The sequence below is a fragment of the Dinghuibacter silviterrae genome, from assembly GCF_004366355.1.
Taxonomy (GTDB): domain Bacteria; phylum Bacteroidota; class Bacteroidia; order Chitinophagales; family Chitinophagaceae; genus Dinghuibacter; species Dinghuibacter silviterrae.
On record NZ_SODV01000001.1, the window covers coordinates 1,955,082 to 1,968,169 of the forward strand.

At 56.4% G+C, this 13,088-nt stretch carries 7 protein-coding genes; all 7 read left to right on the forward strand.

From position 1 onward, the window contains the following. From EDB95_RS08795 to EDB95_RS08825, 7 genes are read left to right on the forward strand one after another with little or no spacing between them, the layout of a single operon-like run. A complete protein-coding gene (locus EDB95_RS08795) occupies positions 1-3,483 on the forward strand; it encodes a TonB-dependent receptor domain-containing protein (RefSeq protein ID WP_211352062.1) in 3,483 nt (1,160 codons plus the stop codon). A gap of 30 nt (positions 3,484-3,513) precedes the next feature. Continuing rightward, positions 3,514-5,241, forward strand: a complete 1,728-nt coding sequence (locus EDB95_RS08800; protein WP_133992710.1) for a DUF4397 domain-containing protein — start codon at positions 3,514-3,516, stop codon at positions 5,239-5,241. Between the two features lies 1 nt (position 5,242). Continuing rightward, a complete protein-coding gene (locus EDB95_RS08805) occupies positions 5,243-6,442 on the forward strand; it encodes a hypothetical protein (protein ID WP_133992713.1) in 1,200 nt (399 codons plus the stop codon). 20 nt (positions 6,443-6,462) lie between these two features. Next, positions 6,463-7,551, forward strand: coding sequence for a fasciclin domain-containing protein (locus EDB95_RS08810; RefSeq protein WP_162852525.1), 1,089 nt, complete (start codon positions 6,463-6,465; stop codon positions 7,549-7,551). An 18-nt stretch (positions 7,552-7,569) separates the two neighbouring features. Then, a complete protein-coding gene (locus tag EDB95_RS08815; RefSeq protein WP_162852526.1) occupies positions 7,570-8,799 on the forward strand; it encodes a fasciclin domain-containing protein in 1,230 nt (409 codons plus the stop codon). Between the two features lie 8 nt (positions 8,800-8,807). After that, positions 8,808-9,791, forward strand: a complete 984-nt coding sequence (locus EDB95_RS08820; protein ID WP_133992719.1) for a fasciclin domain-containing protein — start codon at positions 8,808-8,810, stop codon at positions 9,789-9,791. A 22-nt stretch (positions 9,792-9,813) separates the two neighbouring features. Then, positions 9,814-13,077 carry a TonB-dependent receptor gene (locus EDB95_RS08825; protein WP_133992721.1) on the forward strand — a complete coding sequence of 1,088 codons (3,264 nt, stop codon included), beginning with the start codon at positions 9,814-9,816 and terminating at the stop codon, positions 13,075-13,077. Positions 13,078-13,088: the final 11 nt, after the last annotated feature.

Genomic DNA, 13,088 nt, shown 5'->3' on the forward strand with positions numbered 1-13,088 from the left:
ATGCTGTTTACCCGACAAATGGCTGCCGGGATCCGCATGCCCATGCGGTCCATGCTTATCTGTCTCGTACTTCTGTCCTTCGGACGATGGGGGTACGCGCAGAACAACAAGTTTCCTTCCCTTACGGACAAAGTCACTTTCTCGGCCAAGACCTCTGATGCCGCCACCCTCGTGGAGGCCCTGCAAAAGCAGACGACCTATTCCTTTTATATGGACAAGGCCGCGCTCAGTGGGGTTTCCCTCCACGACCTGCATTTTCAGAACGTGTCCTTGGGAAGGGTGCTGCAATACCTGCAAGAGTATTGCGGCCTGTCGTTTATGCTCAACGGTAAGACGATCGCGGTGTCCCGCGATCCCGATTTCAAACCGACCAGGCACGCGCATCAGGTGACCGGCCGGGTGGTCGATAGTAAAACGGGCGCCCCGATTTCCGGGGTGGACATCCAGGAAGATGGATCGAGAAGCGGGGCGGTGACCGACGCGAACGGGCGCTTTTCGCTCTATGTCAGCGATTCCTCTTCCGTGGTGACGTTTTCCTCGGTTGGTTACGATGCAAGGTCGGTGCACGCGGAGGACGCCGCCGCCCTTGAGGTCCGCCTGGTGCAGGATTCCAAATCCCTGGGTACGATCACCGTACAGGCTTATCGCAAGGTGAACACCGAGGCGGCCCTCCTCAGTGAGCGTCAGCACGCCTCTATCGTGATGGACGGGATTTCCGCCCAGAACATCGAAAAGACCGCGAGCATTACCACGACCCAGGCCCTCCAAAGGGTGTCGGGTGTGACGATCACCGACGACAAATACGTAGCGGTACGCGGGCTTGGTGACCGGAGTGTCATCGCCGAAATGAACGGGGTGCGGATGTCCTCCGCGGACCCGGACCGCAGTTCCATCCCGCTCGACCTGATCCCGGCCAACCTGCTGGACAATATCGAGGTGTACAAGACGTATACACCCGATCATCCGGCGGACGCTTCGGGGGGGATCGTTGAGCTAAAGACAAAGTCCATCCCGGACAAGCAAGTCCTGGATGTCACGGTGGAGACGGGCTGGAACAGCAACATCGGGATCGGGGGACAAGTGAACAGTTACTATAACAGCAACATGGGTTTTCTGGGGCAAAAGATCGGGAGTCACGATTTGCACCAGGACTTCCTGAACCTCAGTACCCAATACCCCGGTGGGTTGCCCCAGATTCAAAACATGATTGCGGGCGCCAGCAACAGCACCGCGGCCCTGCAGGAAGTAACCCGGATCAACAACATCATGCAGGGTGAATTCGACCCGGTGCTGACAACCCAATACAAAAAGGCGGCCCTGAACGGCATTTACTCCGTGACCTATGGCAATACGTTCAGGATCTTCCACGGGCACCAACTGGGAGTGATCGCCGGCGCCAGCTACTACCACCGGACGACGGATATTGACGGCGGTACCCTCAACCAGTACAGCCTGTACCAGGGGATCCTGACCGGTAACCCGGCCATCGACAACAACAGCCCCCGGATGATCCCCAACTATATTACCCCCAATACCCTTGTCTTGGGTAAATACGTAGGACAGAAGGAGTACACCGGCACGGAATCGTTGAACTATGGTTTTCTCGGCGGGCTGGCCTACCGGTTCAACCAACGGAACCAGGTCAGCTTCCAATACCTGGGTAGCCAGGGCGGGGAAACCCAGGCCAGCTACCTGACCGGACAATACGACTATACCTACAACCTGTCGGGGCCGGTCTACAACACCGCCTATTCGCTCAAGCAGACGTTCAGAACCCTGAATACCTACAATTTCCAGGGGGAGCACAAGATAGGCAAGGGGGAATTCGCGCCCCGCCTCAGCTACAACCTGGCCACCTCCAGGGCGACGGAGAACGACCCGGACTACCGGTTCGTCAACCTGATCGACTACCGGCCCGTGGGCGGGTCCTATTATGGAACGCCCCCCACGGTTCCGGGGCAGGGCGGCGGCTACGCGGCCACCCCCGATATATACTCCCTGTTGTCGGGATATGTAGACGGGTATGGTCCCTACGGAAAAATACAGGTGGACCCCAATGGCCGCCGCTACCGGAACATGACCGAAACCAATTACAACCATAAGGTGGACCTGACGGTGCCCTTTCCGCTGGGCGGGCTGACGCAGGTCTTCAAGGCCGGCTTTAACTACCTGCACCGGGACCGGAACTTCACCGAGCACGTGCTGTCCCTGCCGGGATCGAATTTTTCCAGTGAGGGCGCCTATCCCCTTTACTTAGTGAACGGGAACCTGAATGAACTGGTGGGGTCAAAGATCGTGGGTATACAGCAGCTCACATCCCCGACGGGTGAGGGCGCTCCCCTGGTCGGTGGCTTCCTGTACAACAGCCAGAAATCCCCCAACAATTACCAGGGGTTCTATGAAACCAACGCCTTCTACGGGATGCTGGACCTGAAGCTGCAAAAGAACCTTCGCCTGACAGGCGGGGTGCGCTTTGAAAAGACCAATATCCAAAGCGCGGTGGACACCTCCAATGTGTACATCAGTCCTTCGCTCAAAAACGGGAGCGTGAACCTGGTATACGTCAATCCCAATTCGGGGTACAAAACCAATTACAAACCTTATTATTCCGCCAACCTGACCTATACCCTCAGCGAAAAAATGAATTTCCGCCTGGCCTACAGCACGACGCTGGCCCGCCCGGAGATCAGGGAACTGACCAATGTGTACGAATACGATCCCTACCAGCAGGCGCTGGTGGTGGGCAACCCGGACCTGACGAACCAGGAAACAACCAACTATGACTTTCGCTGGGAATGGTTTCCGAAATCCGGGGAAGTGCTGTCCGCTTCCGCCTTTTACAAACAGATCAATCATCAGCTGGAAAAAGTATTTATCCTCAATTCCGCTGGTCTGAGCGCCACTTACCCGGAGTTCCCGGCAGTGGAATTCCAGAACGATCCCAATACGGGATACGTCGAAGGTATAGAGCTGGAAGTGGTCAAGGACCTGGGCAAGGTATGGAAACCGCTTACCCATTTCTTCTTAGGCTCCAACGTGATGTTTGCCAACAGTGAAGTGGTGAAAAACCCGCAGCGTCTGAATGCGGACCGGATCATGGACCGGAATTCCCCGTCCAAAAGCCCCCTCTTCGAGCAGGCGCCCTATTCGGTCAACGCTTACATCAACTACGCCAATCCGCATACCGGTACGGACGTTACCGTCACCTTCAACGAAGTCGGAGAGCGCCTGATCCAGGTGAACCTGGACGGTACCCCGGACCTGTACAGCCGGCCGGCGCCCATCCTGGACATCGTGTTCAGCCAGATGATCACCAAGCGCCTTCAGTTCAAAGGCTATGCAAAGAACGCGCTGAACCCTTCCCTGAATGAGGTCTACGCCAACCCCGGCAACGGGGGCAAATACTACGGCCATACCTATATCCGCCGGAGCTACCAGAAGGGCTCGGAGATTATGCTCGGCCTGACCTATCATTTGTTTTGATGCCAAACTTTTGATGCCAAACCACCCACTATGTTCCGATTAACCATAAAAGAATACGTCGTCCTGCTGATGACCGCCCTTACCTGGGGCGCCTGCGCCAAGTCCAAGCCGAACTTCCCGACCTCCGGCAACCTGGTGACCTCCCAGCAGATCGTTTCGTCGAGCGCCCGGATCGTCAATCTTGACGGGTACACCGACATCGCGGTGAACGGGCAGCCGTTGACGGATATGTTGTTTCAACAGACTTTTGGGGAGGTCATTTATCCTTCGCCTACGCCCTTTTTTCCCACTACCGGCAAGATGGGACAGACCTATAAGATCCCCCAGCAATTTTTCAACGCCCAGCATACGGCCGAGGTAGAGTTGCTCCAGGGGATCAACACCGGTACCCTGGATACGTTGTACAAGAAGTTCCAGGTGACCGATGACTATGCACAACCCAATGACTACTACGACGTACCCTACCGGAAAAATATACCACCGTCCCTGGCTACCTTGCAGATTACCTCCGACTCTGTGTTTGTAATCCCCCGGCCCATTTCCCCGGCGGCCGATCCCACGCATTTTCTCATCCGGATCCTGAACCTCAGCTCCGGTCCCGATGCGGCCAACCTGGTCGGGGGGATGCGCCTGGCGTATGCCAACGGCGCGCATGTGGCGACGGGTGCGGCGGATACCCTGACCATCCCCGGGAATTATTCAGGGTATATCGAATTGCCTTACGGGACCTACCAGTTCAAGGTATTGACGGCCCAAAACGCCCAGGTGCCGAGCGCCCAACAGGATGTGGTGTCGACCTCGGCGGGCTTGTCGCTCACTGAGGCAACCGGTACGATGAGCGGTTCCCCCCTGACCTATGCGCCCATCATCACCTACCAACCGGGTGGGGTGTACACGATCGTCGTCAATACCAACAACGACTTCCAGGTCCCTTACGGAAACGGTGGCCTCCCCTCTGCTTCCAATTCCTTTTGGGTGATCCCGGATATCACACCCGGCGCCAATGTCACCTATGCCCATTTGCAGGTGGCCAATGCCGTACCCGGGAGCGATATTTCGATAACGGTGGACGGCCAGCCCCTGGGTGGTTCGGTGGCTTTTCCCGGCGCCGGGGCATACCAGGTGTATGTGAGCGGGACACACCAGGTACAGGTCACCGACAAAGGTGGACAGATCATGGCGCAGAAAACCCTTACCCTTAACGGGGGGGATAATATAACGGCCTGGGTGTATCCCGGTCCAGGTGGTGCGGACTCCATCCTGCCTGTGCAAAATAACCTGAGCGGGAGCTGGTACAGCCCGACTACCGGCGGAGACGGTTCCTCTGCGGCCACCAGCCAGTATCATACGTATTACCCTTTTTGGATCCGCTTCCTGAACCTTTGTCCGGACCTGCCCCTCGTCACCTTCACACAAGCGAACGGGCAATTGTTCCCGGACAATATCGGCTACGGTTCTTCCGCCCTGGCTGCCCAGAACCTGGCCCCGGGAGGGTTGCCCGATACCTACCTCCAATACGTCGCCAGCTTTTATACCATGCCTGCCCAGATCCAGGTCTATCAATCGCAACCCCTGGTCCTGCCGGGAGACTGGTTGTCGGATATACCGGCCCTGACGCCATCTGATTTTGTGAACAGCACGGCAGCCAGTTATCCTTACGGGCTGCCCACCAGCACGGGTGAACCGGGCGTCTATACTGTTGCACTTGTCGGAACAGGCGCGGCTGCGCAGATGATCATCGTAAAACACAACCAATAACATGAAGACGCTATCATATATCGGGTCATTGCTGCTCCTGCTCGCGATGGGCTGCCGTAAAGTGACCTACAATTCGATCGGCAAGCCGGCGTATTTCCGGTTTTTCAACAGCATGAACTACCTGATCACCCCCGCCACCAAGGACGAACCCCAACCCTACCTGGCCATGGTCGTGGACCCCCAGTTCGACGCGAACGGGGTCGTCACCGGGGGGGCTGTCGTGGGTGATTTCCTGGACAAGCGGGCGACCTATGCGCCGCCTTACCCGGCCAATGCCGGGAATACCTCCGTGGACAATTATGAATATCCCGGTTCCGAAAAGGTCCTGGTGGGCCCCATCCTGAACGGGTTTGACTTGTCCAGCTGGGCCCAGATCGCGTCCGGCAAGCACCGGTTCGTGTTCTACAGCCGCCCGGTCTCCCAGACCCCTTTCTTCCAACTGGCGGCCAACCAAAGGAAGTTTGTATTCGCGGATACGACGGTCGACCTGGCGGAGGGAGAAGTATACACCATGGAATTGCTACAGCACGACGTGTACAGCAACCCGGTACAGATTGACTTCTATATGCGCCAGGAGCAGTTCACAAAGCTGTCCTTTGACGATTCCCTGTGTTATGTAAATTTTTACAACCTGGGGGCGGATGGCTTTACCGCCCAGGCCATCGCGCAGCAGGGTACACAAGGAGGGGGTAACTACATCCAGGACACCATGAATATCTATATGACCCTTCATTATCCGGACAGTGCATCCTGGCCGGGTAATGCGGTCGTACCCGGGTACCAATACATACCGGTCAATGCCGTCATCCGGTCCCACAACAGCGGGGTGGCGCCGTACATCAGCTTCCCCGTTTTCCCCGCCTACGCCGGGGTCGATACGACGTTTACCCGTAGTGGGATATGGGAAGAATTCATGTTCCTGTCCCCGGACTACTATCCTGCGCTCGGGTCTTTCCCCAGCTACAACGCCAGCCTGGGAGACTATGCCGTACTGGCCTGCACCAGCCGGTATTATCAAAAGGGGAATTACGGACCGCCCAACAACGACGCCTATCTGTCGCCCAACCTGATCATCACCATCCCCTCGGGTACTTCCGGTAACCGCTCGTTCTCGACCATCAGCACGGTGGAGGTGATCAACAACCAGGCGTATGTCATGAGCGTACAGCGTCAGTATGCACCCCCCGTCGAGACGTATTAATTCATTCAACCATGACCGTCATGCAAAAAAGTATAATAATATCTTGCCTGGTCTTGTGCGTTATCGGCTGTAATAAGCCCAATTACCAAAGCCAGCAGCAGGCCAATGCGACCCTCCAGAATGCCGGAGACTATATCAATAACAATTTTGACTATACGCTTTTCGCCGCCGCCCTCAAAAAGACCGGTTTCCTGGATACGCTAAACAATCCCAACGCCTCCTTTACCGTATTCGTGCCGACGAATGAGGCGTTCAACGCGGACAGCATCCTGTCCCCTTCGGATTTTGACAAGATCCCCATCGATACGCTCCGGACGATGATGCGGTCATATATCCTCCGGCAGAAGTTGTTCTTTAGCGACATCCCTGCCAATATGGACAACCTCTACCCCAACCTGAACGGGGTGAACCTATATCTTTCGGCTTTTTCAACAAGCAGCGGATACACGTCGTTCTTTCTTGTAGACGGGGTGAGGGTAACGGGGTTCACCAATGCGGCCGGCAACGCGACGACGTACGACGTTCCGCAGGCTAATGCGGTGATACACGTGCTGCCCACGGTGATGAAGTCGAACGCGTACACCGTCCAGGATTTCCTTACCGCCCGCCCCGACCTGTCGGACTTTGTCGCGGCCTGTAAACACTTTAACCTTTGGGACGGCCTGAAGACGGCCAACCCGGCCACTGTGTACGCCGTTAACAATGCGGGCATGGAGGGCAGGGGGCTGACCGCCGACAGCATTGCCCGGTTGGATACCAGCCAGTATTATCCCGCGCTGTTCTCCGGTTACGTCGAGTACCCACACCACCTGTTCGTATGGGACCTCACGGTTATCTCGGCCTTTGCCAATGCGACAGGCGTCTCTTATAATTCCAACGCCATTTTCCCCCTGGCCGGCGGATATTCTTTTATCATGACGGGCACCTACGGCGGATTCGGGTGTTATATGATCGACCTGGCAGGGAATTACATCGGCCCCATTCCCAGCCCGTACGGTTACCCCGAAACCACCCCCTATGTACCGGGGGAGACGGATTTTACCTGTTCTAACGGGGTCGTCCATATCCTCTCGGACCTGGTGGTATTACCCAGCGCCGTACATAAATAAACTCCAAAACGAATGTATATGACACATAAAATTGGGTGGTGGCTCCTGCCGCTGGTATGGTTAGCGGTTTCCTGCAGCAAAAACGAAGAGCCGCCGAAAACGGTCGGTCAGGCCATCCCCTATACCGGGGCGCCCAACCGGACGCTACAGGCGCTCATCGATTCGATCCCGACCTTGCGGATTTACGACTCGATCTATCATCATTCGGACCTGGGTCACCTGCTGGACAGCCTGCGCGGCGCGCAGGGAGCCAAATATTATACGCTCTTCGCTCCGGCCGACGAGGCCTTCCAAAAGGCGGGCATTACCCTGTCGCAGGTGGGAAGTTATGCGCCGGCCGTCCTGGATAGCATTGCCTTCTACCTGGCGGCTACGGGCTCATATACCACGGAAGGGTTGAGCACCCTTCAAGGATACCAGCCCCTGAATACCCTTTTGCAGGTCACCAGCATACAAAGCAGTTATCAAGGGCAACCCTGGAACCCCGGGAATGGATTCAGCGCCCAAAATCCCTATATCTACACCCTTTACGTGGGTTGGACCAACGGGACGCTGATGCAGAACGGGCGCCCCGTCGGGGCCAATCAGGGTATTCAAGCCACGGACGGCGTACTGTGGGAAACGGATACGCTTGTCACCAAGCCCACCCAGGAGGCCTATGCCGTTATCGCGGGCGACACCAGTTTCAGTTTCTTCATGGCGGCCGGCGAGATCAGCGATTCGATATATAGCAACAACTATATTTCTGTGTCCCGTCCCGTATATACCTCGGGACCCGATACGGTTTTCCTGCAATTGATGGCCGGCCTTGCGCCCAGGACTTTTTTCGTGCCCACCAACAATGCCTTCAGGAAGGCGGGTTTTCAATCGGTGACGGATATCTACAATTATATCCTGCAATCCTATAACGTCGTCTCGGGCAATTTTTACGACCAGAATTATAATGTCATCGTCACCAATATGGACTCCATCCTGAATTACCACCAGAGCACGGGCGTGTTCTATACCCAGGATATGCTCAGCGACCCCTCCCTCAATATGTACGTGGAGAGCCCGACCGGGGCGGGGCAATACAACCAGCATCCTGTCTATTTATACCTGACGTTCAGTAACGTGAACGGGCAAGTGGTCCTTCACCGGCAGGACTTCCCGGGGGGAAGAGCGGCCACGGTGGTCGCCCCCTATGATATGACCACCCTTAACGGGGTTGTGCATTCGGTGGATAATTTATTGCTACCCCAACCTTAATCTTAGTTATGCAACGGATCTACTTTTATATAACAGCCCTGGCCCTGGCATTGACGGCTTGTAAAAAGGATAGCTCCTCCGGGAACTCTCTGGCGGCCGGCAACCGGCTGACCTATGTCATAGGGGACAACGGCAATTTAAGCCTGTTTACCGCCGCCCTGTCCTATACCCACCTGGGTGACACCCTCCTGAAACCGGGCCCTTATACCGTGCTGGTTCCGAATGATAATGCGTTCAATGCCTCCGGGTATGCGAATGTCGTAGCGGTGGAAGGGACGAGCAGCGCCCTGATGGATCAGATCATTTCCTATCACATCCTGGGGGGGACGTATTACCTGAATGAATTGCCCTTTTCCTTCAACCAGGAGATCAGCACCCTCCACGGGGACAAAATGTATGTGACCCATTGGGTAAAGGCCGGGGATACCATCCTGACGATCAACGGTACCCCGGTGATCGCATATAACCTCCCTGCTTCCAACGGGGTCATACAAGTGTTGAGCGCCGTTTTGAATCCGCCCATTTACAAAAATATCCATGAAGCCCTGTCAGGGGACACGGCCCTTACCTTCTTTAACGAAGCCATGAACCACACCGGGCTGACGGACACGATCGCGGAGGGGAGCGCCGTCTATACGGTGTTTGCCCCGACGAACAGCGCTTTCCGTGCCCTGGGTTTTATGTCCACGGACAGCATACTCGCTACGGACCCTGCGATACTGTCGGCCATCATCAAGTACCATGTCCTGAGTGACCGCCGCTTTATCTATGACTATATACTGTCCACAGACGCCAGCGGCGTCAGCGGGCAAACGATGATCGACGGCAGCAGCGCGACCGTTACGCTGATCTCCTCCGGACCCGGGACGTACTCCGGTATTACCATCCAGGGGGCGGGTAATACCAGCGCTTCTAACCTGGTGCGCTCCAATATACTGGCGGGGAATGGTGTCGTGCATACGATCGACCAGGTGCTCAAACAGACGTTTTAATTATTCAATAATGAATTGACTGATGAAGAAGGTATTTCCATTACTATGCTTATTTGTTTGCCTGTTCGGTCTGGGGTCTTCCCTGCGCGCCCAGGAGACGAGCGGGGGCCTGACGGGTCACGTACAGGATTCGAGCGGTCACCCGCTGCCGGGGGCCACGATCACGGCGATCCATCAGCCCTCGGGCACCCGGTATTCCACGACCAGTACGCGGAGCGGGATCTATAGCATCCCCAACCTTCGGATCGGGGGCCCGTACCATATAGAGATCAGTTATAGCGGCATGGAGACGCAAACGAAGGACGGGGTAACCATCACCCTGGGCGACGCACTGACCGAAGATTTCGTCCTGGCGCCCAGCGTCCGTGAGCTGGGGTCCGTCCTGGTGAAGGCCACGCGCAACAGCGCCCGGGCCAATGCTTTTGGGTCGGGGACCAATATAAGCCGCGACAATATCCGGCAAATGCCTACCCTCTCCAGGAGCATCACCGATATGACAAAACTGGTGCCCCAGGGGTCCAAGGACAACTCCTTTGCCGGGACAAACTTCCGGTACAACAACGTCACCGTGGACGGGGCGATCAACAACGACGCCATCGGGTTCAGCCCATCGCTGGGCGGTATCACCGGTACCTCGGGGATGCCGGGGAGCAGCACCCGTAGCAACCCCATTTCCATGGATGCCATCGAGGACATGCAGGTGTACCTCTCTCCCTTCGACGTCAAGCTGGGGGGATTTACGGGGGGCAGCATCAACGCCGTTACCCGTTCGGGGACCAACACCGTGACAGGGTCTATCTACGCCTTTGGCCGTAATGCCGCCACCACCGGAAAGGACCGGATCGGGGACCAGGGCAAAGAGCCCTCCGACTTCCACGACTACCAGGTAGGGTTCCGGATCGGCTTTCCACTGGTCACCTCGAAGCTGTTCTTCTTTACCAATGAAGAGCTGGCGCGCCGCCAGGACCCCATCCAGCAGAATGCGGGGAGCGCGGAGTCGAGTAGCATCCTTTCGCTCGCGGATGCCCAGAACCTGCGACAGTATACGGTTCAGCATTATGGGTGGGACCCCGGGACATACGGGACTTTTAACGTGTATGCCAATTCCGATAAGTACTTCAACCGCCTGGACTGGAACATCGACAGCCACAACCAGTTGGCCCTCCGCAACAATACCATCCTCTCCAAGGCGATCAACCTGGAACGGGACCAGCAGGACTTCCGTTTCGGGGACATCGCCTACCAACAGGTCAATAACCAAAGCTCCACCGTTCTGGAACTCAAAACGCAGTTCAACAGCCGTTGGTCCAACAGCCTGGTGGCGGGGTATACCACGGTGCACGACTACCGGAACCCCAGCGACTCCATCCATCCCCAGGTACAGATCCTGGGGAATACGCCGGGAACGACGATCTATTTCGGCACGGACCGGGAAGCGGCGATCTTCAACATGAAACAAAACAGCGTGGAAGTGACGGACAACGTGACGCTGAACCTGGGGGCGAACAAGCTCACGCTGGGGACCCACAACGAGCTGTACCATATCCTTTACAACTTCGTGAATTCCTGGAACGGCCGGGTGGACTACAATAGTATCTCCGACTACCTGAACAGCAATCCCTACCGGGTCAGAGGCTCTTATAACTATATCAACGACAGCCGGGCGTACATTCTATCGAATCCCAGCGCCCAGTTCAATATCGACCTCTACAGCGCATACATCCAGGATGAGATCCAGGTCAACGAGCGGTTCAAGCTTATTCCCGGGGTCCGGGTGGACGAAGCGGAAGTACCGCAGAAGCAAATCCTGAGCACGAAGACCCAGAGCGCGTATGTCGATCCCTACTTTGGCACTACCTATACCTATACACCCTTAAATCATATCAGGAACGATTATTTCAACGCTCCCCAGATCTCCCCCAGGATCGGGTTCCGGTATGACCTGACCGCCGACCGGAAGCTGGTCCTGAGGGGCGGTACGGGTTTATTCACCGGCCGTATCCCGTTTGCCTGGCTGGGGTATTCGTTTTATAACAACGGGGACACGTACGGGGCCTTCGACCAGAAGGCCAGTAACAAAGCCTTTATCGCCGGCACCGACCCGATGGTGTACAACCCCAATGGGATCTCCAGCTTTATCGCGCAGAACGGCGGCAATGTCACCAGCAAGAATGCCGGCCCGACCCAGGTGGACGCCGTGAACAACCACCTGTTGATGCCGAAGGTATGGCGGACGAGCGCGGCGCTGGACTATACCGACGAACGCGGGTTCAAATACAGCATCGAGGGGATCTATACCAAGACACTCGAAGACATCACCTTCCAGCAGGTAAACATACAGGATAACCCGAGGTACTACCCGTACGACGTCAATCATCTGCAGCCGATCTTCCCCAGCACGGGGGTAGACCCGCGTTTTGCCAATGCCTACGAAATGAGCAATACGAAACTGGGATACCGGTACAGCATTTCATTGACCGTATCGCGTGAGTTTACCGGCGGATTTGGATTCATGGCAGCGTATACCTACGGTCGCAGCGAGGATGTCTCGAACGGCATTCGCAATTCGATGGAGAGCAACTGGCAGCTCAACCAGGCACTGAACCCGGACAACCCCGGGCTGGCGTTGTCCAACTTCGACATCCGTCACCGGATCATTGCGGACATCCATTACCGCAAGGCATGGGACCGCCACTGGGTGAGTCTTCTGAGCGTGTTTGTCAGCGCGCAGTCCGGCGCCCCGTTCACGTATGGATTCGTGAACCAGAGCATCCAGGGGACGGGTCAGCAGGTCAGCCTGGCCTACATCCCCAAAGAAAGCGAAGCGATCAATTTCTTCCAGGACCAGCTCGACGCCAACGGCAACGTAACGGCGACCGCCGCCAGCCAGGCCGCGGCATTCAATGCCTTTATCGACGGCAATAAATACCTCCGCAGCCGCCGGGGCCAGTTCACGGAGCGGAACGCGGCGCATACGCCCTGGAATACCCAGGCGGACTTCCGGTTTGCACAGGAGTATCATTTCGGGAAGACCCAGTACATCACCTTGACAGTGGACATCATCAACCTGACGAGCCTGCTGGACAAGAACTGGGGCCAGTTGTACTTCGTGCCGAACACGTACAACCAAACGGCGAGCGTCGGGTTGTCACCGACCTTGTTCCCCCCACAGCAGAACCAGAACGGGTACCCCGTGTATACGTTCATGAATCCGGGTAAGCCGTATTCGGTGGATTATTTCAATTCCAGGTACCAGATGCAGTTCGGGATAAGGTATTCATTCTAAAACCGACCAAT

Excerpts from the sequence above, each read along its gene's own strand:
- EDB95_RS08820 (WP_133992719.1), top strand. The coding sequence starts at position 8,808 with ATGCAACGGATCTACTTTTATATAACAGCCCTGGCCCTGGCATTGACG.
- EDB95_RS08795 (WP_211352062.1), top strand. The coding sequence starts at position 1 with ATGCTGTTTACCCGACAAATGGCTGCCGGGATCCGCATGCCCATGCGG.
- EDB95_RS08815 (WP_162852526.1), top strand. The coding sequence starts at position 7,570 with ATGACACATAAAATTGGGTGGTGGCTCCTGCCGCTGGTATGGTTAGCG.
- EDB95_RS08810 (WP_162852525.1), top strand. The coding sequence starts at position 6,463 with ATGCAAAAAAGTATAATAATATCTTGCCTGGTCTTGTGCGTTATCGGC.
- EDB95_RS08805 (WP_133992713.1), top strand. The coding sequence starts at position 5,243 with ATGAAGACGCTATCATATATCGGGTCATTGCTGCTCCTGCTCGCGATG.
- EDB95_RS08825 (WP_133992721.1), top strand. The coding sequence starts at position 9,814 with ATGAAGAAGGTATTTCCATTACTATGCTTATTTGTTTGCCTGTTCGGT.
- EDB95_RS08800 (WP_133992710.1), top strand. The coding sequence starts at position 3,514 with ATGTTCCGATTAACCATAAAAGAATACGTCGTCCTGCTGATGACCGCC.